Below are 23,255 nucleotides of genomic sequence, written 5' to 3'. Positions count from 1 at the left end.
GGAAAATGACCAAGGCCAAGACCGCTGAGACCATCGAAAACGTCGAATTCCCGAGCTTCGACGCTTCCAAGGCAACCGACCAGATCCGCGCTTTCGCCGAAAAGGGCGTCGAGCAGTCGAAGGAAGCCTACTCCAAGCTGAAGACCGGCGCCGAAGAGACCCAGAAAGTCCTGGAATCGACCTTCGAGACTGCCAAGACCGTTTCCAGCGACCTGTCGCTCAAGACCATCGCCGCTCTGCGCGCCAATGCCGAAGCCGGCTTCTCGCATCTCGAGGCCCTCATCGGCGCCAAGTCGCTGTCGGAAGTGGTCGAACTGCAGACCGCCTTCCTGCGCAAGCGCGTCGAGACCACCGTCGAGCAGGCCAAGGACTTCCAGGCTGTTGCTTCGAAGGCTGCCGAAGACGTCTCCAAGCCGGTCAAGACCGCTTTCGAGAAGGCCCTGAAGGACATCAAGGCCGCCTAATAATTGCGCACAACTCTGCGATGCATCAAAACGTCGCATTTCGTCAGACAAATAGGTGTGCGATAGAGTTGTCCAAATGAATACCCGGCGAGTGGAACCTCCTCCCTCTGCTCTCCGGGGTGACCAGCCAGCACCTCCTCCCGCTGGCTCGTAACAGGAAAAGGCCGGCACCTCCTCCCGCCGGCCTTTTTCTTTTGCCGAAGAAACGGGCGTCTGTTGGGAGACCGGCTTTGCCTTATCAAAGGCCTTGAATTAGTCTCTGATAGACCGTATTGGACGCATCGCCGAACGACAGAGCGGATCTCGGAGAATGAATTTTCACCACGATCTGGCTCAGGCGAACGTGCCGTTGTAGCTCAGATGGTTAGAGCGCCGGATTGTGGATCCGGAGGTCGCTGGTTCGATCCCAGCCAACGGTACCACCGACCTTCCCGATAAGTGTTTCAATTCACTGGAAAACTTTGGCGAACGCTTCGTCCTGGTTGCGCTTTGATGCTGGGCGAAAATCCACACGGGGCGCGCGCTCGATACCGCCAAGCGATCAAGCGCGCCGAATCGCTGGGGTTCGTTTATCGGCCGCTTGCCGAGATTCTGGTCGCCGAGCCGCTCGACACGATCCTGCAGAGGGTCGAGCGCACGATCGGAGCACCCGCCACATCACCATCGGTAAGCAGCGATCTGCGCCTGGGCGGCGGAAACGCCAAACGCTTGCAGTAGCTTAAGGCACAGATACTCGTTCTCGACGCTGTTGGAGAGATCGATTGTTCGGCAGCCGGCCGATCTGCGGCTTCAGGAGATGGGTGGTCGCCGCCGTCCCGATGGGTTGAACCAGCCTCCGTCCTTGCTCACGCTCAGCTAAAGCGTGTCACGATTAATTAGCCTCGTATCCGGCAACCTTGAAGAAGTTTCTGCATTCAGCTGGCTCGAACAGGTGGCAGATATCGCCGAGAGCTTGGCAGAGTGCGTCTTGTTCACAAGCGAGGCGAAACGCGGAAATGGCGCGCTGCCTCGCGGTGACCATGCCCCTCATCGACATACGCACAACGCGCTGACGCAACTCAAGCGGTAGCGGCTTGCCCATCGCGGTCTCCTTTCAACCGCAATGAATCACGAAGGCGTCGTAGCGTTTGGTCGGGGATGATGGTTTTGAAAGCCCAGCCGAGTCGATTGGATGCATCGTCCGTTTTTCACAGGATGGACAACGCCTGGGATCAGTTTTACGAGTCAGCCCAACCAGCGGAGATGTTCGCGTCCCCAAATGAACAAGATGGACACCCAAAACAGCAAGGGCGGCGACGAGCGCTCGACCGCCACCAGCCTTCTGCGGCTCGGCATACGGTTGAAACTCTCCCGGCAGACGCGTGGGCTGACCTTGAAGGCGCTAGCTGCCGCCGCGAACTGCTCTGAAAGCCTGCTTTCCAAGGTCGAGAACGGCAAGGTCTCGCCCTCGCTTCCCATGCTGCACCGGCTTGTCGAGGTGCTTGGCACCAACATTGGCTGGATGTTCGAGGAATCCGATGGTGAGGAAGGCATCGTCTTTCGGGCTGGATCGCGGCCGTTGATCGCGCTCGATCCGCTTCGGCGCGGCGAAGGCATTTCGCTCGAGCGCGTCATTCCGTATTCGCCCGGCCATCTCCTGCAGTGCAACATCCATCACATCGAGGCGGGAGGTGAGAGCGCCGGCCCGATCCAGCACGCTGGCGAGGAAGTCGGCTACCTCCTGGAAGGTGCGATCGAATTGATGGTCGGCGAAAAGACGTTTCGCCTGTCGGCCGGCGATTCCTTCGTCTTCAATTCCGAACTGCCGCACTGGTACCGCAATGTCGGCGACGAACGCGCCAGCATTTTCTGGGTGAACACGCCGGCAACATTCTGATCGGGCGAGCCCCTCATTTGTCTTCGTTGATGCCAATTCAAGTCACTTGACAAGAAATCAAGCATCTTGAAATATGCTCTGCGCTCAGGCGCCAGGTGAGCCCGATCAAGGGCCTTTTCGAGAAAACCAAGGGGAACCGTATGCGTCTTACCAAGATCCTTTCAGGCTGCGCCGCAGCCATCGCCATGACCCTCGCCCTCGGCTCTGCTTCCGCCATGGCCGAGACCTATGCGCTGGTGACCATCAACCAGCAGGCCCTGTTCTTCAACCAGATCAATGACGGCGCAACGGCTGCCGCAAAGGCTGCCGGCGTGGACCTCGTCATCTTCAACGCCAACAATGTACCAAGCGCGCAGAACGACGCCATCGAGAACTACATCACCCAGAAGGTCGACGGCATCATTCTCGTCGCCATCGATGTCAACGGTGTGAAGCCGGCCATCACCGCGGCCAAAGCCGCCGGCATTCCGGTCATCGCCATTGACGCGCAGATCCCAAATGGCGACAACGTCGCCTTCGTCGGGGTTGACAACACCAAGGCAGGCGAGGATATCGGCAAGTCCTACGCCGAATACGTGAAGACTAAGCTGAGCGGCACCGCCAAGATCGGCGTCGTTGGCGCGCTCAATTCGTTTATCCAGAACCAGCGCCTCGACGGCTTCAAGAAGGCTGTCACCGACAGCGGCCAGAAGGTCACCTTCCTCGACACGGTCGACGGCCAGAACGTCCAGGACGTCGCCCTGTCCGCCTCCGAAAACCTGATGACCGCCAATCCTGACATGACGACGCTTTACGCGACCGGCGAGCCGGCTCTGCTCGGCGCGGTTTCCGCCGTCTCCAGCCAGGCCCGTACGGGCGACGTCAAGGTGTTCGGCTGGGACCTGACCAAGTCGGCGGTGCAGGGTCTCGAAGAGGGCTGGGTGGTCGCTGTCGTCCAGCAGGATCCGGCCGGTGAAGGCAAGGCTGCCATCGAAGCTTTCGTCAAGCTCAAGAAGGGCGAGAAGATCGACCCGATCATCAACGTTCCGATCACCATCGTGACCAAGGAAAATGTCGGCCAGTTCAAGGACATGTTCAAGTAGTATCCTCCCCGGACCGCTGGGCTGCGCATTGACCCGAGGGTTGCCTGCGCAGCCCGGCGACCGATTGAACATGTCGCGCCCAGAGAATTGGAACCATGATGAGCGATGGCGAGACCTACCGCGTCAGGATGACCGGTATTTCCAAACGGTACGGCCCTATCCAGACGCTGGACGATGTCTCGCTGAACCTGAAGCCTGGCGAAGTGCTCGGCCTGGTCGGCGACAATGGCGCCGGCAAATCCACCTTGAGCAAGGTCCTGTCCGGTGCGGTAATTCCTGATGCCGGCACCATCGAGATCAATGGCAAGGCGGTGTCTTTCTCGTCGCCGGCCGATGCCCGCGCCGCGCGGGTGGAGATGGTCTACCAGGACCTTTCGCTCTGCGACACGGTGGATGTGGCGGGCAATCTCTTCCTCGGCCGCGAGCCGCGTCGCCGCGTTCTCGGCGTCCCCTTTCTCGACAACAAGCGCATGCATGGCGAGACGCGCCAGATGCTCGACCGGCTCGGCATCGTCATTGCCGATACCAGGCTCAAGGTCGAAAACCTCTCCGGTGGCCAGCGCCAGTCGATCGCCATCGGCCGCGCCGCTTCCTTCGATCCGTCGGTGCTGATCATGGACGAGCCGACGGCCGCCCTTGCGGTGGCGGAAGTCGAGGCGGTTCTGGAACTCATCCGCGCCGTCAGCGCCCGTGGTGTCAGCGTCATCCTCATCACCCATCGCCTGCAGGATCTGTTCCTGGTCTGCGATCGTATCCAGGTCATGTACGAAGGCCGCAATGTCGCCGAGCGCAAGATCGGCGAGACCAGCATCGAGGAGGTCGTCAACCTGATCGTCGGCCGCAAATTCACCGCGCGCTCGGCCCGCGCAAGCCGCGATGAGGGGGTCCAACCATGAACGTTACCTCCGCCGGTGTTGGCGCCTCGCCCAAACGCGCTCACAACAGCACGTGGAAGGATGTGGCGTTAGCCAATGGCAGCGTCGTCTCGATTGCGCTGTTCTTCATCGTCGTCTGCGTGGTCTTCTCGCTGATCACCGGTTCCTTCCTGACGACGCCCAATCTGCTCAACATCGCGCGCCAGTCGGCGCCGCTGCTGATCGTTGCGGCCGCGATGACCTTCGTCATCACCACCGGCGGCATCGACCTCTCGGTCGGCTCCGTGCTGGCGCTGACGGCAACGCTGTCGGCGGTTTTCCTGCAGGCCGACCTGCCATGGCCGCTGGTCGTCATCGCCATGCTGGCGCTTGGTGCTGCGATCGGCGCCTTGCACGGCTTCTTCATCGCCTACGAGCGGATACCGCCCTTCATCGTCACCCTTGCCGGGCTCTCCGTCATCCGCGGCGTGGCGTTGCTGATTACCGGCGGCTATTCGATCCCGGTCGAACCGACCAGCTTCTTCGTCAACATCGGCAGGGCCTGGTTTCTCGGCGTGCCGGTACCGGCGCTGCTCGCCCTTGTCGTGCTGATCATTGCCTATCTCGCCTTCAACCAGACGCCGTTCGGCCGCTATGTCACCGGCATCGGCGCCAATACAGAGGCCGTGCGCCGAGCCGGTGTCGATACGCGCTTCATGACGCTCTTCGTCTACATCCTGTCGGGCATGGCGGCGGCGGTGGCCGGCATCATCCTCGCCGCCCGGCTCGGTTCCGGCTCGTCGAATGCCGGCCAGGGTTTCGAGCTCGATGTCATCGCCGCCGTGGTGCTTGGCGGCACCAGTCTGTTCGGCGGGCGCGGTACGATCATCGGCACTGTGCTCGGCGCGTTGACCGTCGCGGTCATCGGCAACGGCTTGATCCTTGCGCATATGTCGCCCTTCCTGACGCCGATCGTTACCGGCACAATCATCCTCGTTGCCATCTGGCTGAATTTCCGGCTGTTCAAGGGCGCAACGCGGAGCCGCTGACATGGATCATCTGTTCGACGACAAGCCAAGGGAACGGGCACCGATCGGTGTTCGCTCCGGCACGGTGATGACCGTTACTGGCCCGGTTGCGATCGCCGATATGGGCGTGACGCTGATGCATGAACACATCCTGCTCGATGGCGCGACATCGTGGAAATGTCCCTGCCATCCCGACGAGAAGCAGATCGCCCAGCAGCCGGTCAGCATGGAGATCATCGGCGAACTGCGGATGAACCCCTACATGAACCGCGACAACGTCTCGCTCGACGACAGCGACCTAGCCCTTTCGGAGTTGGCGAAATACCGGGCGCTCGGCGGCCATACCGTGGTGGATGCGACCAACATTGGCATTGGCCGCGATCCGGTGAAGCTGGCGCGCATCGCCCGCGCCTCTGGATTGCGGATCGTCATGGGGACGGGCTTCTACCTGCAGCACACCCATCCCGTCTGGCTGAAAGCGATGGACGTTGACGACGTCACCGAATTCCTCGTCAATGATGTCGGCGGCGGGTCGGCGCAGCCCGAAATCATTGCCGGCATTATCGGTGAGGTTGGCGTCAGCAAGGATTTTACCGACGAGGAGCGCAAGTCGTTGCGGGCCTCCGCCCGTGCGGCCAAGATGACCGGCGTGCCGCTGACGATTCATCTGCCCGGCTGGGAGCGGCTGGCGCATGATGTGCTTGACGTGGTCGAGGCAGAAGGCGCCGATCTCCGGCATACGGTGCTTTGCCACATGAACCCCAGCCACAACGATCTTGCCTACCAGCAAAGCCTCGCCGCGCGTGGCGCCTTCCTGGAATACGACATGATCGGCATGGATTTCTACTATGCCGACCAGAACGCGCAATCGCCGTCCGACGAGCAGAATGCGCAGGCGATCCGCTCGCTGATCGACATGGGACTGCTCGACAGGATTCTGCTGTCGCAGGACGTCTTTCTCAAGATCATGCTGACCCGCTTCGGCGGTTTCGGCTACGGCTTCATCCTCAAGCATTTCGTGCCGAGACTGAAGCGCCATGGTGTCGAGCAGTCGGCAATCGACACGATGCTCATCGACAATCCAAAGACTGTGTTCGCCGAGGGCCTCAGCCGCGGCTCCAAAACAAGATAGGGAGACTACATGTCCAGGAGGAAGGTTCTTCTCGCAGGCGAGTCCTGGGTCTCGACCGCGACCCACATCAAAGGCTTCGATCAGTTTCCCACCGTGACCTATCACACCGGTGCCGATGAGTTGCTGGCCGCGCTGAAGGACAGCCTGTTCGACGTCACCTTCATGCCGGCGCATGAGGCACAGCGGAATTTCCCGCAGACCATGGAAGCGCTTTCGGCCTATGACGCGGTCGTGCTCTCCGATCTTGGAGCCAACACGCTGCTGCTTCACCCCGATACCTGGATCCACTCCAAACCGACGCCGAACCGGCTGCGCCTGTTGCGCGACTATGTCGGCAATGGCGGCGGCCTGCTGATGTTCGGCGGGTATTACAGCTTCCAGGGCATCAATGGTGGCGCGCGCTATCACAAGACGCCGGTTGAGGACGTTTTGCCGGTCATCTGCCTGCCGGTGGACGACCGTGTCGAGGTTCCAGAAGGCTATGCGCCGGTCGTCGTCGGCCCGCAGACCCATCCGATCCTCAAGGGCCTCGGCAAGGATTGGCCAATCCTGCTTGGCTTCAACGAGGTCACGGTCAAGGACGGCGCGGAAGTTCTCGCCACCGTCTCTTCCGACTACCGTTCGCTGCCGCTGCTGGTGACCGGCAAATATGGCCAGGGCCGCACCGTCGCCTGGACGTCGGATGTCGGCCCGCACTGGCTGCCGCCGGGCTTCATCGCCTGGAATGGCTACAAGACGTTGTTCGAACAGATGCTGGGCTGGGCAACGGCCAGGGATTAGCCATGCGCGTCCATGTCGTCGGTAATGTTTGCGTCGATACAACCTTTCAGTTGGACCGGTTTCCGGCGGCAGGCGAGACGCTGAACGCATCGGAACATGCTGACGGACTTGGCGGCAAGGGTGCGAACCAGGCGGTGGCCGCGGCGCGCACCGGAGCCGATGTTCGCTTCCGTGCCGCGATCGGCAACGATCCCGCCGGAGCCTGGATCGCAGAGCAGTTGAGCCGCGATCTCGATGCCAGCCATCTGGCGGTACTGCCACTGCCCAGCGATCGGTCAACGATCATGGTCGATGCGCGGGGCGAGAACCTGATCGTCACCGGAGCCAGTTGCGCCGCCGCGTACAATCCTATGGCCGACAGCGGTTTTACCCGAGCGATCGAACGCGGCGACATCGTGGTATTTCAGGGCAATCTGGCTCCGGATATGACGGCCACTTGCCTGAAGGTGGCGCGCGGCGCGGGAGCGATGACGATCTTCAATCCGAGCCCGCTTGCGGCCGACCACACACCGGGCTTGAGCGACGTCAGCGTCGTCATCGCCAACGCGGGCGAAGCGGCGCAACTGACCGGGGCTGGCGACCCTGCCATGGCGGCCCGCGACTTGATCCGTCAGGGCGCCGGCGCTGCCATCGTGACGCTTGGCGCACTCGGCTGCCTGGTCGCCGATGGCGAAGGACGGATCGACCGGATCGCGGCACCCAGTGTGGCCGTGCTAGACACCAGCGGCGCGGGCGACGTCTTTTGCGGTTGCCTCGCTGGTTGCCTTGCGGCCGGCATGGAGCTCCCCGCGGCAGCGCGGATTGCGGTCCGCGCCGCAGCCATCTCGGTCGGGCGCGCCGGCACGCTCGGTTCCTGCCCCGACAGACGGGAAATGAAAGTGCTTAAGGAAACGACGGAAGCGAAAACCGCATGACAAATTCCCCTAACTCCAAACCGATTGGCCAGGTCGCGGATGATGTGCTGCAGTCGATCTTCGGCAGGAGCAAGGTGGTGATCGGCGTTGTTCACCTTGCACCCTTGCCGGGTGCGCCGCGCTACGATGGGGAGGCGGTCGAGGCCATATATCAACGCGGCCTCGACGATGCGAAAGCCTATCTGCATGGCGGTTGCGACGGCGTGATCGTCGAAAACCACGGCGACGTGCCTTTTGCTAAGCCGGATGACATTGGGCCGGAGACTTCAGCCTATATGTCGGTCGTCTCCGACCGCATCCGCCGCGAACTCGGCCGGCCGATCGGCATCAATGTGCTTGCCAATGCCTCCATTCCCGCGCTGTCGATCGCCAGTGCCTCCGGTGCAGCCTTCGTGCGCGTCAACCAATGGGCAAACGCCTATGTCGCCAATGAGGGCCTTATCGAAGGCGAAGCGGCGCGCGCCATGCGTTTCCGCGCTAAACTTCGGGCCAACGGCATCCGCATCTTCGCCGACGCGCATGTCAAGCATGGCGCCCACGCGATCGTCGGCGACCGGCCGATCGAGGAGCAGGTCAAGGACCTCGTGTTCTTCGATGCCGACGCGGTGATCGCCACCGGCCAGCGCACTGGCCACGCCGCCGACCTCAGCTACATCAGGATGATCAAGGACGCCGCCGGACTGCCGACGCTTGTCGGCAGCGGGGTGACACCCGATAACGCCAACGATATCTTGGACATCGTCGACGGCGTCATTGTCGCCAGCTCGCTGAAATATGATGGAGTGTGGTGGAATCAGGTCGATCCGCAACGGGTAAAGGCCTTCATCCGCGGCCTCAAGCGGTGACTTCAGTGCCGGAGATCGACGGCGAGCGGCTGCTGGGCCGGCTCGATGCCTTCGCCCGGATCGGCGCGACGCCAGCCGGTGGCGTAAACCGACAGGCGTTCAGCATTGAGGATCGCGGCGCCCGGCGCCTGTTGGCGGAATTGGCGCTCGAGCGCGGCTTCGCGGTTTTCCAGGACGCCATGGCAAACCTTTTCATCCGCCGCGAGGGCACGGATGCCACCCTGCCGCCGCTGCTGATCGGCAGCCACCTCGACAGCCAGCCGACCGGCGGGCGCTTCGATGGAGCGCTCGGCACGCTTTCCGCCTTCGAGGCGCTCGAAGCGCTGGAGGACGCGAGGGCCGAGACTCGGATGCCGATCGAGGTCGTCGCCTGGGCCAATGAAGAGGGCAGCCGGTTTACGCCGGGTGTCATGGGCTCCATGGCCTTCACCGGAGCCGACATTTCCGCATGGCGGTCCATAGTCGGCAGCGACGGTGCGTCCCTCGCAGAGGAGCTCGGGGCAACGATCTCCGCCTTGCCAGAGGCAACCCTTCGCCCCCTCGGCATGCCGATATCCGGCTACATCGAGCTGCATATCGAACAAGGACCGTCGCTGGAAAAGGAGAGGTTGCCGATCGGTATCGTCACAGCCGTGCAAGGTACGCGCTGGCTGGAGGTCTGCATTGAGGGCGCCGCCGGTCACGCCGGTACAACCGGCCTCGCCTACCGCAGGGATCCGATGGTCGCGGCCGTTGCCGCGATTCACAGGCTCCAGACGACGATCATGCCGTTCGACAGCAGGGCAAGGCTGACGGTGGGCCGGGTGACCGCCCAGCCGGGATCGATCAACGCCATACCGCAGTCTGTGGTCTTCGCCGCCGATATCAGGCATCCGCGGGTAGAGCGGCTCGATGCCATCGAAGCAGAACTGCGCCAGGTGTGCGCGGCGGAGGCAGAAGCTCAGCATTGCACGGTAACGATCAGTCGGTCGTTCGACATGCCGGGGGCGGCATTCTCTGCCGATATGGTCAAAACCGTCGAGGAGGCCGCCAATACCCTAAAGCTGCCGCACAAACAGATGATCTCGGGTGCATTCCATGACGCGCTGTTCCTCGCCCGGGTGGCGCCTGCCGTGATGATCTTTGTGCCGTGCCGTGACGGGCTGAGCCACAACGAGGCGGAATATGTGGAGCCTGCCTACGCGGTTGCCGGCGCGCGGGTTCTGCTTCAAGCGGCCACCGTCGCCGCCTCTTAGGCAGCGACGGTGGCACAGGCGTGCTGGCGTGAAGAGGCAACCCGTGGGACTTCCTGGTGCCCGTCCGTCATTTCGTGACGTCGGCGGGCTGCAACGGGTGGTCAAGGCCGCCGAGCTGCGGCGGATTGATCGCGGACGTATGATCGGCCCACATTCAACACCTGACCCAGCAGAAAAGCCCACCAGATTCCTGGGCCGTCATTGACGCCGTGGGTGATAGGCGGTGACGAGTCTGCTAGGCTATCGCCTCGGCCACCGGCAGGAAATCCCCACGCCCGCCATAGAGCTTGCCCGTGTCGATCGCGAGCAACTGGCGCCGTCCAGCCGTCCAGCGCTGCTGGACGTCGTCGCGCTCATACGCTGAGCCATTTTGTCAGTCAGCCAGTCAGCCTGGCAGCAGCCCACAAGCATAGGCCTTCTTTCGGTTTTCCTGTACCGCCTGGCGAGCGTCCACAAGGATGCGTGTGTCCCAACTGTCGCTGCGGCTAATCCTAAAGCCAATGTCGCGCACCATGGAAAGAGACAATCCCGATTGGGCACCCAGAAACTGGTGATGTCGCCGGCAAGGGAAGCCGCTTCGTAGTATTGCGCGACGGCGACGCCAGGCATCATGGCAACGAACCTTATTGCCCAAAGGCATCGGCGCTTTCAAAAATGTCGATAGATGACTGCGAGCCGTTTTGATCCTTCCCGGCCATCGCCAGATGGACGTTGCTACCGCACATTAGCAGAACCGGATTTTTCTCGCCAAAGGCGAAAAATCGAAACGTCGTTCCTTATCTCTATAGATTTTGTCGAATATCGTCTGCCCCGGTTTGGAAATGACCGATGCGCATGCAGGGTCTGGGAGATTGATGAGTTGGCAAGGCTATCGGTTCTCGGTATATCCGGCGGCGTAAGCACGCCATCGCGCACAACCGCGGTGGTGAACGCGCTGGTCAAGGACGTGGCGCTGCGCGTCCCGGCAGACACGGGCCTGATCGAAATCACCGAGGCGGCGCCTTCGCTTTTTGTCGGACTGTCCCGTGGCGCCCTCGGCGCGTCCGGCGAAGCGATTATCCAGCGTGTCGAGAAGGCCGATCTGCTCGTGGTCGGAACGCCTGTCTATCGGGCTTCCTACACCGGCGCCCTCAAGCACCTGTTCGACCTCGTCGACTATCGCGCGCTCGCCGGCAAGACCGTGCTTCTCGCGGCGACAGGCGGAAGTCCATACCATGGCCTGGTTCTCGAACATCAGTTGCGGCCATTATTCGGCTTTTTCGGCGCCGTCACCGTACCGACCGGCGTCTATGGGGCGCCCGACGATTTCATCGGCGCCGAAATCGTCGGCGAGGCGATACGCGAACGCATTTCACGGGCCGCATCCGAAGCGGTTTCACTGCTCAATTCCAACCATACAAATGCCGCCGCCGCAGCGCGCGTCGGCTGAGCCAACCAAAAGGGAACAACGACATGACGTCTCATTCCGACGGCCTGAAATTCGCCTACTGGGTTCCGAACGTCTCCGGCGGCCTGGTCATCTCCAACATCGAGCAGCGGACCGGTTGGGACATCGACTATAACCGCAAGCTCGCCCAGATCGCAGAGGCCAACGGCTTCGACTACGCACTGAGCCAGATCCGCTTCACCGCCGGCTACGGCGCCGACAACCAGCACGAATCCGTGTCGTTCAGCCACGCACTGCTGGCCGCCACCACGACGCTGAAAGTGATTGCCGCCGTCTTGCCCGGTCCATGGAACCCGGCGCTGGCGGCCAAGCAGATCGCCACCATCAACCACCTGACCAATGGCCGCGTGGCCGTCAATGTTGTCAGCGGCTGGTTCCGTGGCGAGTTCGCCGCCATCGGCGAGCTGTGGCTCGACCACGACGAGCGCTACCGCCGCTCGGAGGAGTTCATCCGCGCGTTGCGCGGCATCTGGACCGAGGACAATTTCACGCTGAAGGGCGACTTCTATCGCTTCACCAACTACTCGATGAAGCCGAAGCCGATCGATCCGCAGCCCGAGATCTTCCAGGGCGGCTCGTCGCGCGCCGCGCGTGACATGGCTTCGCGGGTGTCCGACTGGTATTTCACCAACGGCAACACGCCCGAAGAGATCAGGAAGCAGGTCGACGATATCAAGGCCAAGGCGAAGGCGAATGGCCACAAGGTGAAGATCGGCGTCAACGCCTTTGCCATTGCTCGCGAAACCGAGGCGGAAGCACGCGCCGTGCTGGACGAGATCGTCGCCAAGGCCAATCCCGAAGCGGTGCAGGGCTTTGCCGACCAGGTCAAGAATGCCGGCAAGGCCTCGCCGGAAGGCGAGGGCAACTGGGCGAAGTCGTCCCTCGAGGATCTCGTGCAGTACAATGACGGCTTCCGCAGCAATCTCATCGGCACGCCGGAACAGATCGCCGAACGCATCCTCAAGCTGAAGGATGCCGGCGCCGATCTGATCCTGCTCGGCTTCCTGCATTTCCAGGAAGAGGTCGAGTTCTTCGGCAAGCGCATCATCCCGCTGGTGCGCGAACTGGAAGCGGCGCGTGACAGGGAGCTTGTCGCCGCCGAATAGGCCAGGGCGCGGCCTGCGGGCCGCGCACTCCTTGAAAATCAGGAACGTGTCATGATTGGTGCTTCGCTGGGAGCCGCCGCATACGAGCGTGCGCCCGAAATCCCCGGCATTCTTGCTGGCGCTGGTCCACTCACGGACACGCGCCCGGCGCGCCTGTCGGCAAAGGTCGATGCGATCCTGACTCTGAGCGGGATTGGCATTTCGTTCGGCGGCGTCACGGCGCTGAGCGATGTCGATCTCGAGGTCAAGAGCGGCGAAATCCGCGCCGTGATCGGCCCCAACGGCGCAGGCAAATCCTCGCTGATCAACATCATCAGCGGCCTCTATCACGCCGACCACGGCAAGATCGCGATCGCCGGCCAGTCATTCTCCCGTGTGCCCGCGAACCGTCTGGCACGTCTGGGCGTCGCGCGCACCTTCCAGAACCTGGCGCTCTTTCCCGGGCTTTCCGTGCACGACAACATCGCGTCGGGCCGCGTCCACACCAGGCGCGCCAGTTTTGTCGAACATATTGCCGGCCTGCCACGCGCCAGGCGCGAAGACGCTGCGATTGCCGCAAAGGTCGACCAGACAATCGCCTTCCTGCATCTGGAAACGGTCGCCGATCAGCTGGTCGCGACGCTGCCCTACGGCTTGCAGAAGCGGGTCGAACTGGCGCGAGCGCTGGTTGCCGAGCCGAAGATCCTGCTGCTCGACGAACCGATGGCGGGCATGACGGCGACCGAGAAAGCCGAGATGGCCGGGTTCGTGCGCGCCGCGCGCGACCGGCATGGCGTCACCATCATCCTGATCGAGCACGACATCGGGGTCGTCATGGGCCTATCCGACCGCGTCGCCGTGCTCGATTACGGCCGCAAGATCGCCGACGGCACGCCGGCCGAAGTGCGCGCCGATCCGGACGTGATCCGGGCCTATCTCGGCACCGCCGAGGGCGAGGATGGCGAGGGCATCTGATGAGCTACTATGATTTTCTCTTCGTTGTCGAAGTGCTGGTCGGCGGCCTGTTGTCGGGAGTCATGTATTCGCTCGTCGCCATCGGCTTCGTGCTGATCTACAAGACGTCGGGTGTGCTGAACTTCGCGCAAGGGTCGATGGTGCTGTTTGCGGCACTCACCTTTGTCAGCCTGGTCGAACGCGGCATCCCGTTTGCGCTTGCGCTGCTGATCACCTTCGCAGTCATGGTCGCGCTGGGTTTCACCATCGAGCGTACCGTGCTCAGGCCGCTGGTCAACCGCTCGCCGATGACGCTGTTCATGGCCACGCTTGGCCTGTCCTACATCATCGAGGGTGCAGCCCAGCTGATCTGGGGAACGCAGGTGCACGGGCTCGATCTCGGCATCGACGACACGCCTTTCGAGGTCGGCGGCATCCTCATCTCGTCCTTCGATCTGCTCGCGGCCGGCATTGCCGCGGCGATGGTGGCCGGCTTGAGCGCATTCTTCTACTGGACGCGGATCGGGCTGGCTTTTCGCGCCGTCGCCGACGATCAGTTCGCGGCACTTGCCGTCGGGCTGCGGCTGCCGCGGATCTGGGGAACGGTGTGGACGGCTGCAGGCTTCGTGGCGCTGGTCGCGGGACTGCTGTGGGGCGCACGCCTCGGCGTCCAGTTCTCGCTATCGCTGATCGTGTTGAAGGCGCTGCCGGTGCTGGTGCTTGGCGGCTTCGATTCCATCCTTGGCGCCATCGTCGGCGGCCTCGTCATCGGCGCCAGCGAAAAGCTCGCTGAGGTCTATCTCGGACCCTTCGTCGGCGGCGGCATCGAAGGCTGGTTCGCCTATGCGCTGGCGCTGGTTGTCCTACTGGTGCGCCCCTCCGGCCTGTTTGGCCAGAAAACCGTCGAAAGGGTCTGACCGATGGCCGTGCAAGCGCTCGATGCCGCAAGGGCTCCAATCGACTGGCTGAGCTTCGCCCGGAAATTAGCTTTGCCGGCCGTGGCGATCGTCGTCGTCTACGGCCTGGTCCCGGCCTTTGCGTCGAGCTATCTGGTCGAGGCGATCCTGCTGCCGTTCCTTGCGCTCAGCCTGGCGGCAGTCGGCCTCAACCTCTTGACCGGATATTGCGGCCAGCTTTCGCTTGGCTCCTCCGCTTTCATGGCGGTAGGCGCCTTCGCCGCATACAATTTCAACCTGCGGGTGGAAGGACTGCCGCTGGCGGCGACCATGATCCTGGCCGGAATTTCGGCCGCCGGCATCGGCGTCATCTTCGGATTGCCGAGCCTGCGCCTGCGCGGCTTCTATCTCGCTGTCTCGACGCTCGCCGCTCAGTTCTTCGTGCAGTGGGCGCTGACCAAGTTCGGCTGGTTCTCCAACGACAATCCGTCCGGGGTGATTTCCGCGCCGCACCTTGCCGTCGCCGGGTTTTCGCTCGACGGTGCCGCCGGACGCTATTTACTTTCCGTCACCACCGTCGCCTTGCTGACGGCACTGGTCTGGCGGCTGGTCAACAGCGCCACCGGCCGCAATTTCATCGCGGTGCGCGACAACGAAACCGCCGCGCGCGTCATCGGCGTGCCGGTGCTGCGGACCAAGCTGCTGGCGTTCGCCATTTCGTCCTTCATCATCGGCGTCGCCGGCGTGCTGTGGGCCTTCACCTATCTGCGCACGGTCGAGCCGGCCGGCTTCAATCTCGACCGCTCGTTCCAGATCCTGTTCATCATCATCATCGGCGGGCTGGCTTCGATACGCGGTGCGTTTCTGGGCGCCGCATTCATCGTCGTCTTCCCGCTCGTTCTGTCTCGGCTCGGCGCCTTCGTGTTTGGCGGCCTGTTCGATTCTGGTGTGCTCGACATGAGCCAGCGCATCGTGCTTGGCGCCCTCATCATCATATTCCTCATCGCGGAACCGAACGGGCTGTCGGCCCTCGTCGACCGCCTGAAACGACGGATCGGCTCAAGGTCCAGCTGAGCGCCGCTCGACATTCTCTCACGGACCCAAAACCTCAGGAGACGCAACTCATGACCTTCTTCAGTCACCTCAAGAAAGCGGCGATCGCCACCGCTTTCGTGCTCGGCGCGACAGCCGTGCATGCCGACGAACAATATTTCCCGCTGCAGAGCTACCGCGTTGGCCCATATGCCGCCGGCGGCACCGGCTTCTTTGGCGGCTTCATCGACTATCTCAACCTGATCAACATCCGCGACGGCGGCGTCAATGGCGTCAAGCTGACCTGGAGCGAGGGCGAAACCCAGTACGAAGTCGAGAAGGGCGTCGAGGTCTACGAACGGTTGAAGAGCAATCCCGGCATCGCCGCCTGGAACCCGCTCTCGGTCGGCATCGCCTACGCCATGATCGACCGCATCACCGACGACAAGGTGCCGCTTATCACCATCAATCACGGCCGCACCGACACCACCGACGGCCGGGTATTCCCTTACGTCTTCCCGCTGCTGCTCAACCCCTACAGCGAAACATCGGGCATCGTGAACTACATCGCCTCCAAGGAAGGCGGCCTCGACAAGCTCAAGGGCAAGAAGATCGTCGTGCTCTATCACGGCTCGCCCTACGGCAAGGAGACGATCCCGATATATGAGCTGCTGTCGCAGAAATACGGTTTCGAACTGTCGCAGATCGAGGTCCCGCACCCCGGCAACGAGCAGCAGGCACAGTGGCTGACGATCCGTCGCGATCGTCCCGACTATGTCGTGCTGCGCGGCTGGGGCGTGATGAACCCGGTTGCGCTGAAGACCGCGCAGAAGACCGGCTTCCCGGCCGATCACATCGTCGGCAATGTCTGGTCCAACTCTGAAGAGGACGTCATCCCCGCCGGCGACGCCGCCAAGGGCTACACCGCCATCACCACCCAGGCGTCTGGCGCCGACTACCCGGTCGTCAAGGAGATCGTCAAGACGGTCTACGACGCCGGCAAGGGCAATCTCGAGGACAAGAGCCGCATCGGCTCGGTCTACCACAATCTCGGCATCGTCAACGGCATCCTCAATGTCGAAGCCATCCGCATCGCGCAGGCCAAATTCGGCAATCGCACGCTGACCGGCGATGAGGTCCGCTGGGGCTTCGAACACCTCAAGCTCGACCCGGCGCGCGTCGAGGCGCTCGGTGCCAAGGACCTGTTCCACTCGATCAACATCTCCTGGGACAATCACGAAGGTGATGGCTACGTGACCTTCCAGCAGTGGGACGGCAAGAAGTGGAACGTCGTGTCCGACTGGATCGCGCCGGACTGGAAGCTGCTGCGCCCGATCATCGAGAAGTCGTCCGAGGCCTATGCCAAGGAAAAGGGCCTCAAGATCCGCACGGCCGAAGACGCCGATGCGGTGGTCAGCAACTGAGTTTGAAGAGCTCACGGCCGGCCCGCGGGCCGGCCGTGCCATCCATCTTCGCAGCGGAGTTATCGATGTCCAGCCCGGAAAATCCGATCCTGTCGGTCAGCCGCGTCGAGGCCGTCTACAATGGCGCCATCGCCGCTTTGCATGGCGTTGACCTCTCGGTCGGCAAGGGCGAGATCGTTGCGCTGCTCGGCTCAAATGGCGCCGGCAAGACGACGTTGTTGCGAGCCGCATCCAATCTTCTGCCGGCAGAGCGCGGCGCCGTTACCGCCGGCCGGATCATTTTCGATGGCCAGGATGTTTCAAGGGCAAGCCCCTCGCACCTTGTCCGCAAGGGCCTGGTCCAGGTTCTCGAGGGCCGGCACTGTTTCCGCTCGCTGACGGTCGAGGAGAACCTTCTGACCGGTGCGCTCGGGCGTTCATCCTCGCGCCTTGGCGTGAAGGCCGACCTTGAGCGTGTCTACGCGCTGTTTCCGAGGCTTCTCGAGAAACGGCGCACGCGGTCCGGCCTCACCTCCGGCGGCGAGCAGCAGATGACGGCGATCGGTCGCGGGCTGATGTCGCGGCCGAAACTCTTCGTGCTCGACGAGCCTTCGATGGGGCTCGCGCCGCTGATCGTCGACGAGATTTTCAGCGCTTTGAAGCGGCTCAATCGGGACGAGAGTCTTTCGATCCTTGTCGCCGAGCAGAATTCGGCGGTGGCGCTGAAATATGCCGACCGCGCCACCGTGCTCGAAAACGGAAAAAGCGTGCTGGAAGGGTCGGCTGCCGACCTGCGCCAGCGCGACGACATCAAGACCTATTATCTCGGCGGCGCGCCGCTCCCATTGCAACACTTTCCCCAGGAGACAGCAGCATGACCATCCAATCCAAGCAGCCGTCCGACGCGCGCGTCGCCGTGCCTCCGGTCGAGCGCCCCTCGGCCAAGGCGCATATCATCAAGACCGATGCCGAGGCGATCGCCATCGCCGAAAAACTTGCCATTGAATTCACCAGGGAAGCCTCGAAGCGGGATCGCGAGCGCATCTGGCCGAAGGAAGAGCTGGATGCATTTTCGCAGAGCGGCTTGTGGTCGATCAATGTGCCGAAGGCCTATGGCGGGCCGGAGGTTTCCTATGTGACGCTGTCGAAGGTGATCACCATCATCTCGGCGGCTGATCCCTCGCTTGGCCAGATTCCGCAAAACCATCTCGGCGTGGTCGCCGCCATCCGCACGGTTTCGGACGAGGCGCAGAAAAGGCTGCTCTTCGCCGAGGCACTGTCCGGCACGCGCTTTGGCAACGCGTTTTCCGAGTTCGGCTCCAAGCGTGCCGCCGACTTCGAGACCAAGTTCGTCGATGCCGGTGACCATGTCGTGGTCAACGGCCAGAAATTCTATTCAAGCGGCGCCCTGCTCGCCCATCTGGTGCCAATTGTGGCGCTCGATGACGAGGGGCGCGCCTGGTATGCCATCGCCGATCGCGGCGCGCCCGGACTGACCGTCATCGATGACTGGTCGAGCTTCGGCCAGAAGACGACGCTCTCCGGCACGGTCCTGCTCGACAATGTGAAGGTGGCGAAGACGCATCTCGTCCCCGGCTACAAGGGGTACGACAAACCGACAGCCGACGGACCCATCTTCCAGATCATCCAGGCGGCGGTCGATCTCGGCATCGCCAAGGCGGCGATCGACGAGACGGTCAGCTTCGTGCGTACCAGGTCGCGCGCGTGGATCGACAGCGGCGTCGATCATGCCTGGCAGGATCCCTATACGATCCAGGCGATCGGCGACCTTCGCCTGCGCGCCAATGCGGCCGAGGCTATTCTGGAAAAGGCCGGCCTTGCGGTCGACCGCGCCGTGGCCGATCCTAACGCGAAGACGGTCGCGGAAGCGCAGATCGCGGTCGCCGAATCCAAGATCCTCACCACCGAGATCGCCATAAACGCCACCAACAAACTGTTCGAACTTGCCGGCACGCGATCCACGCTGGCCGAGCACAATCTCGACCGCCACTGGCGCAATGCCCGCACCCACACGCTGCACGATCCGGTGCGCTGGAAATACGCGATCCTGGGGAACTATTACCTGAACGAGGTGAACCCGCCGCTCCACGCCTGGAGCTGAGCGGGAACGCCGTAAAGTCACAAAGGACTATTCATGAGCGCTGCCACCCCCTCCAGGATTAAGGTCCTGTGGTTTCTCCCGACGCATGGCGACAGCCGCTATCTCGGCACCTCCGAGGGCGGCAGGGCGGTCGATCTGCCCTATCTCACCCAGGTCGCCAAGGCCGCCGACGCCATCGGCTATTATGGCGCGTTGCTGCCGACCGGGCGCAGTTGCGAAGACAGCTGGGTGGTGGCGTCGGCGCTGGCGCCGCTGACGCAGCGGTTGCGCTTCCTCGTCGCCGTGCGGCCGGGTCTGCAATCGCCGACGCTCGCCGCGCGCATGACCTCGACACTCGACCGCATCTCCGGCGGGCGCCTACTGATCAACGTGGTCACGGGCGGCGATCCGGTCGAGAACAAGGGCGATGGCATATTCCTCAGCCATGACGAGCGTTATGAGGTGACGCGGGAATTTCTCGACATCTACAAGGCCGTGCTCAGCGGCGAAACCGTAGCCTTCGAAGGCAAGCATTTCCACATCGAAGATGGCAGGTTGCTGTTCCCGCCGGTGCAGACGCCGCACCCGCCGCTCTATTTCGGCGGCTCGTCGGACGCGGCCAATGCGGTCGCCGCCGAGCAGATCGACAAATACCTCACCTGGGGCGAGCCGCCGGCGGACGTCGCCGCCAAGGTCGAGCATGTGCGCGGCCTTGCCGAAAAGGCCGGCCGCGAAGTGAGCTTCGGCATCCGATTGCATGTCATCGTTCGCGAGACCAATGACGAGGCCTGGGCCGATGCCGATCGGCTGATCAGCCGCCTCGACGACAAGACGATCGCCGAGGCACAGAAGGTTTTTGCCCGCATGGATTCGGTTGGCCAGTCGCGCATGAGCCGGTTGCATGGCGGCAGCCGCGACAAGCTCGAAATCAGCCCGAACCTTTGGGCCGGCGTTGGCCTCGTGCGCGGCGGCGCCGGCACTGCCTTGGTCGGTGACGCGGCGACCGTGGCAGAACGGATCGACGAATACCGAAGGATTGGCATCGATACCTTCATCCTGTCCGGCTATCCGCATCTGGAGGAAGCCTATCGCTTCGGCGAACTGGTGCTGCCGCTGCTGCCGCTCGATCACGAAATCTCGACCCGGCCGACGACGGTGAACATGGGCCCGTTCGGCGAAACGGTGGCCGGAGATCATCGACCATCGGCGCTGCGCGCGAGCCAGTCTTGAGCGCTTCCCGCAGGGCTGGGAAACTGACGGTCGCCATCATTGGCGGCGGCTTTTCCGGCGCCGCAACCGCGTTTCACCTGGCGCGGCTGCTGCCCGCCGATGCAGCCAATATCGTGGTCGTCGAACCGCGCGAGGCGCTCGGCTATGGTCTGGCCTATTCGACGGCCGATCCCTCGCACCGCATCAACGTGCGGGCGTCCAGGATGACGCTGATCTCAGGTGAGGAGGGCCATTTTTCCGACTGGCTGGAGCAGACCGGCGCTATTCTGGACGATACGCAGGCCATCGCCGCCAGCGGCGCGATTTACCCGCAGCGTCGGGTCTTCGGCCGCTATGTCGAATCCCACCTGCAGCCCTTCCTGCAAAGCAAGGCGATCCGCCATGTCAGGGCCGAAGTTGCTTGGGTCGAGCGCAGTGGCGAGGGCTACCGGCTTGTCCTGTCCGATGGCGCAACGCTTTCCGCCGATGCTGTGGTGATCGCGGCGACGCATCCATTGCCGGCCCTCCCGGCGCCGCTGCGCAGCGTGGCCTCAGTCGCCGGATTGGTGGCCAATCCCTACGACCTCGAACGGCTGCAGGCGATCGGCCGCGACGACCGTGTTCTCATTGTTGGCACCGGTCTGACCTCGGCCGACGTCATTGCAGCCCTCGACCGTAGAGGTCATCGCGGCCGCATCACGGCACTGTCGCGCCATGGCTATCGCTCGCATGTGCAGGCCGCCATGCAGGGCGACCCGATAGGCGACTTCACCAGCCTGCCTTTACGCAGCGCCACGGTGCTGCTCAGGCGCATCCGGGCCACGATCGCGGCAGCGACGCGACAGGGCGAAGCCTGGTATCCGGTCCTCGACGCTGTCCGGCGTCAGGGGCAGTTGATCTGGCAGGCCTTGCCGCTCGCCGAGCAGCGCCGCGTGGTGCGCCATCTTCGCGCGCTCTGGGACGTGCATCGTTTCCGCATCGCGCCACAGGTAGCAGTCGTGCTGGATCGCCGCCTTGACGAGGGGACGCTCGCTTATCGCGCCGGATCGATTGTCGAGGCCGAAGAGGCCGACGGACGTATCCGCGTCACGCAGCGGTCAAGGCGCCGACACGACCTCATCGTCGAGACGTTCGACAGCGTGATCGTGACGACCGGGCCGGCGCATACGGACATTCTTCGCACCAACACGGCGATTGCCGCCCTTGGACATCTGGGCCTGGTCCGTCTTGACCCAACCGGCCTTGGTCTCGGCACCGACAGCCACGGCCGCGCGGTCGGTAAGTCAGGTCACCCGGCCGACAATATTTTCATCAGCGGACCGCTGGCGCGCGGCAGCGTCGGCGAGCTGATGGGCATCCCTGAAGTCACCGCCCATGCCGAGAGCATCGCCACCGAAATTCACCAATGGTTGGGTTACCAGACGGCGTTGCGTCGCAGGGCGTCGTGAAGGTGCAAACACGATGAGGCTATCCAGATGACACTAACCGAACGCATTCTGCCGGATGAAACCCGGATCCCCCTGAAATTTGCGATGCGACACCTGGCCGGAGCCGTGTCCGTGGTCACCGCAGGCATCGGCGACGAGCGGACGGGCGCAACAATTACCACCGCCCATTCCTTGCCGGTCGAACCGGAGGTGATGGTCGTCAGCATCAACCTGAGCTCGTCGACATGGGCAGCCATCAGCCGGCATGGGCACTTCTGCGTGAATGTGCTACGCGCCGACCAGATCGCGATTGCCGACCGTTTTGCCGGCCGAGGCGGCCTCAAGGGGCAGGCGCGCTACGAGGGTGCACGCTGGTCCACCCTTGCAAGCGGCGCACTGGCACTCGAAGGTGCGCTTGCCGCGGTAGACTGCACGGTCGAGGACACCATCATTCGTCACAGCCATGCGCTGATCCTCGGCACCGTCCGACATGTGGTGAGCGGAGAGCTTGGCCCGGCGTTGATCTATCATCGCGGCGCATATGGATCATCTTGAGCGGGTTGGTACGTGTCGTTTTCTGACAGCCATGAAACCCTTTGTCTCATTCAAGGCGGCGAAGGAACGAAATACGAATTCTCCATAGCCCTTCGCCGAGACGCGCCGCACACACCCAAGATGCGAAAACGCGACCGAGATGGCGCAGGAGCACTATGTGCGATTGTTTGGATGTGAGCCAATACGGGCTTTGCGTTGTTGTTGAACTTGCGGAAGCCCTTTTCCAGCCAAGAGGCTTGAGAGGAACAATTCTTCAGTGGCGCGTAGCGGCCAGGCACTGCCGTTGGGCAGCCGATTGCGATTGCTACGGCAACGAAGAAGTCATGCCCGCGCGCATGCAGTGCTTGCCGTTGAAGGCCACGACCGATCTGCCACTGGCGCCCGGCGCCGTCGGCCGCTGCGGTCCAGAGTTGCCGACCAGTAAGGACAAGGCAAAATCTGGTGTTCTCGCGAAAAATGGCGACAAGGCGCGGGTCGCAGGACATCACGCCGAAGCCGACGAAACGCTAGATCCGCGCCGGCAGCCCTAACTAGCGCTGGCGAGACTGGCATGTCCCGCGGCGGTTTCTTGCGCTTCGGCGGCACATAGGCATCGCTCAGGTAGAGCCATGCCCGAATAGCGTCGCCAGCCCTCCATGTGCAGCTGCCAGAATCAACGGCAGGGACAAGGGAAATTCTGAGCCCGCCACCAACCGACTTCAGCGCCGAAATGGCTACCAATCCAAAGCGATGTCGGTAGTGTGCTGAGAGTTCTGCAAATTCGCTGAGAGGGGGCGGTCATGGCAGGCTGGTGATGTTCAACGTCACCGATTCCCTGGAAGGAACGCCACCATGACCAAGAAAGGTAAATCGACCAGCGCTGCCGTCAAAGACATTCTGCTTTCGAACCCGGAGGGGCTGCACGAAGTGATCCGTGCGGTAATGCAGGAGGTTCTC

At 62.9% G+C, this 23,255-nt stretch carries 25 protein-coding genes and 1 tRNA gene; 25 read left to right on the top strand and 1 reads right to left on the bottom strand.

Features of this window, described 5'->3' with window-relative positions; translation table 11 throughout:
- The first annotated feature begins 5 nt into the window (after positions 1-5).
- The 3 genes from NKJ18_RS25825 (at position 6) to NKJ18_RS25815 (ending at position 1,181) form a co-directional block, all read left to right on the top strand.
- Entirely contained in the window at positions 6-464 is a 459-nt protein-coding gene (locus NKJ18_RS25825) for a phasin (protein WP_023669330.1), read from the top strand.
- 345 nt (positions 465-809) lie between these two features.
- Positions 810-886 (top strand) — tRNA-His (locus NKJ18_RS25820).
- A gap of 70 nt (positions 887-956) precedes the next feature.
- Positions 957-1,181, top strand: coding sequence for a hypothetical protein (locus NKJ18_RS25815; RefSeq protein WP_352499486.1), 225 nt, complete (start codon positions 957-959; stop codon positions 1,179-1,181).
- Positions 1,182-1,335: 154 nt separating this feature from the next.
- Here the strand turns inward: NKJ18_RS25815 and NKJ18_RS25810 are convergent, their stop codons facing one another.
- On the bottom strand, positions 1,336-1,545 hold the full coding sequence (locus tag NKJ18_RS25810) for a hypothetical protein (protein ID WP_023701801.1): 210 nt from the start codon (positions 1,543-1,545) through the stop codon (positions 1,336-1,338).
- Between the two features lie 177 nt (positions 1,546-1,722).
- Here NKJ18_RS25810 and NKJ18_RS25805 point away from each other — a divergent pair, with 177 nt between their 5' ends.
- The 22 genes from NKJ18_RS25805 to NKJ18_RS25700 all read left to right on the top strand — a co-directional run bounded on the left by NKJ18_RS25805 (position 1,723) and on the right by NKJ18_RS25700 (position 22,849).
- Complete coding sequence (locus NKJ18_RS25805; RefSeq protein WP_023672469.1) at positions 1,723-2,340, top strand: cupin domain-containing protein; 618 nt, start codon at positions 1,723-1,725, stop codon at positions 2,338-2,340.
- Between the two features lie 140 nt (positions 2,341-2,480).
- Positions 2,481-3,422: an ABC transporter substrate-binding protein gene (locus NKJ18_RS25800; protein ID WP_023672470.1), complete on the top strand. Its 942-nt coding sequence runs from the start codon at positions 2,481-2,483 to the stop codon at positions 3,420-3,422.
- 95 nt (positions 3,423-3,517) lie between these two features.
- Entirely contained in the window at positions 3,518-4,318 is an 801-nt protein-coding gene (locus NKJ18_RS25795) for an ATP-binding cassette domain-containing protein (protein WP_502906178.1), read from the top strand.
- Positions 4,315-5,325 (top strand): ABC transporter permease, encoded by a 1,011-nt coding sequence (locus NKJ18_RS25790; protein WP_023746257.1) that lies wholly within the window; start codon positions 4,315-4,317, stop codon positions 5,323-5,325. Before NKJ18_RS25795 ends, NKJ18_RS25790 begins: the two co-directional genes overlap by 4 nt.
- 1 nt (position 5,326) lies before the next feature.
- Positions 5,327-6,436, top strand: coding sequence for a phosphotriesterase family protein (locus NKJ18_RS25785; RefSeq protein ID WP_352760350.1), 1,110 nt, complete (start codon positions 5,327-5,329; stop codon positions 6,434-6,436).
- Positions 6,437-6,445: 9 nt separating this feature from the next.
- The gene (locus NKJ18_RS25780; protein WP_352459480.1) at positions 6,446-7,216 is read left to right on the top strand and encodes a glutamine amidotransferase; all 771 of its coding nucleotides are present in this window, start codon (positions 6,446-6,448) and stop codon (positions 7,214-7,216) included.
- Between the two features lie 2 nt (positions 7,217-7,218).
- On the top strand, positions 7,219-8,130 hold the full coding sequence (locus NKJ18_RS25775) for a ribokinase (protein WP_352760348.1): 912 nt from the start codon (positions 7,219-7,221) through the stop codon (positions 8,128-8,130).
- A complete protein-coding gene (locus NKJ18_RS25770; protein ID WP_352760345.1) occupies positions 8,127-8,975 on the top strand; it encodes a BtpA/SgcQ family protein in 849 nt (282 codons plus the stop codon). The genes NKJ18_RS25775 and NKJ18_RS25770 overlap by 4 nt, the downstream gene beginning before the upstream one ends.
- Entirely contained in the window at positions 8,972-10,210 is a 1,239-nt protein-coding gene (locus tag NKJ18_RS25765; protein ID WP_352760408.1) for a Zn-dependent hydrolase, read from the top strand. The genes NKJ18_RS25770 and NKJ18_RS25765 overlap by 4 nt, the downstream gene beginning before the upstream one ends.
- A 223-nt stretch (positions 10,211-10,433) precedes the next feature.
- Positions 10,434-10,574, top strand: a complete 141-nt coding sequence (locus NKJ18_RS25760) for a hypothetical protein (protein ID WP_352760343.1) — start codon at positions 10,434-10,436, stop codon at positions 10,572-10,574.
- 495 nt (positions 10,575-11,069) lie between these two features.
- The gene (msuE, locus tag NKJ18_RS25755; RefSeq protein ID WP_023727746.1) at positions 11,070-11,639 is read left to right on the top strand and encodes an FMN reductase; all 570 of its coding nucleotides are present in this window, start codon (positions 11,070-11,072) and stop codon (positions 11,637-11,639) included.
- A gap of 23 nt (positions 11,640-11,662) precedes the next feature.
- Positions 11,663-12,763 (top strand): dimethylsulfone monooxygenase SfnG, encoded by a 1,101-nt coding sequence (gene sfnG / locus NKJ18_RS25750; protein ID WP_023701791.1) that lies wholly within the window; start codon positions 11,663-11,665, stop codon positions 12,761-12,763.
- A 51-nt stretch (positions 12,764-12,814) separates the two neighbouring features.
- Positions 12,815-13,717 (top strand): ABC transporter ATP-binding protein, encoded by a 903-nt coding sequence (locus tag NKJ18_RS25745; protein WP_031251647.1) that lies wholly within the window; start codon positions 12,815-12,817, stop codon positions 13,715-13,717.
- Positions 13,717-14,613, top strand: coding sequence for a branched-chain amino acid ABC transporter permease (locus NKJ18_RS25740; RefSeq protein WP_023727744.1), 897 nt, complete (start codon positions 13,717-13,719; stop codon positions 14,611-14,613). Before NKJ18_RS25745 ends, NKJ18_RS25740 begins: the two co-directional genes overlap by 1 nt.
- Before the next feature lie 3 nt (positions 14,614-14,616).
- Positions 14,617-15,666 carry a branched-chain amino acid ABC transporter permease gene (locus NKJ18_RS25735; RefSeq protein ID WP_023727743.1) on the top strand — a complete coding sequence of 350 codons (1,050 nt, stop codon included), beginning with the start codon at positions 14,617-14,619 and terminating at the stop codon, positions 15,664-15,666.
- 50 nt (positions 15,667-15,716) lie between these two features.
- Entirely contained in the window at positions 15,717-17,048 is a 1,332-nt protein-coding gene (locus NKJ18_RS25730) for an ABC transporter substrate-binding protein (RefSeq protein WP_352760339.1), read from the top strand.
- A gap of 65 nt (positions 17,049-17,113) precedes the next feature.
- A complete protein-coding gene (locus tag NKJ18_RS25725; RefSeq protein ID WP_031251645.1) occupies positions 17,114-17,905 on the top strand; it encodes an ABC transporter ATP-binding protein in 792 nt (263 codons plus the stop codon).
- Positions 17,902-19,149 (top strand): SfnB family sulfur acquisition oxidoreductase, encoded by a 1,248-nt coding sequence (locus tag NKJ18_RS25720; protein WP_023701785.1) that lies wholly within the window; start codon positions 17,902-17,904, stop codon positions 19,147-19,149. Before NKJ18_RS25725 ends, NKJ18_RS25720 begins: the two co-directional genes overlap by 4 nt.
- Positions 19,150-19,182: 33 nt before the next feature.
- Positions 19,183-20,358 (top strand): FMNH2-dependent alkanesulfonate monooxygenase, encoded by a 1,176-nt coding sequence (gene ssuD / locus NKJ18_RS25715; RefSeq protein ID WP_023701784.1) that lies wholly within the window; start codon positions 19,183-19,185, stop codon positions 20,356-20,358.
- Positions 20,355-21,785: an FAD/NAD(P)-binding protein gene (locus tag NKJ18_RS25710; RefSeq protein WP_023727741.1), complete on the top strand. Its 1,431-nt coding sequence runs from the start codon at positions 20,355-20,357 to the stop codon at positions 21,783-21,785. Before ssuD ends, NKJ18_RS25710 begins: the two co-directional genes overlap by 4 nt.
- A gap of 27 nt (positions 21,786-21,812) precedes the next feature.
- The gene (locus NKJ18_RS25705; RefSeq protein WP_352760334.1) at positions 21,813-22,319 is read left to right on the top strand and encodes a flavin reductase family protein; all 507 of its coding nucleotides are present in this window, start codon (positions 21,813-21,815) and stop codon (positions 22,317-22,319) included.
- A 323-nt stretch (positions 22,320-22,642) separates the two neighbouring features.
- Positions 22,643-22,849 carry a hypothetical protein gene (locus NKJ18_RS25700; RefSeq protein WP_352760331.1) on the top strand — a complete coding sequence of 69 codons (207 nt, stop codon included), beginning with the start codon at positions 22,643-22,645 and terminating at the stop codon, positions 22,847-22,849.
- Positions 22,850-23,255 lie beyond the last annotated feature (406 nt).

The organism is Mesorhizobium sp. M0217, from assembly GCF_040321955.1.
Taxonomy (GTDB): Bacteria; Pseudomonadota; Alphaproteobacteria; order Rhizobiales; family Rhizobiaceae; genus Mesorhizobium.
Note: the sequence above shows the minus strand (reverse complement) of the source record. Positions and strands in the feature narration are given on the sequence as shown.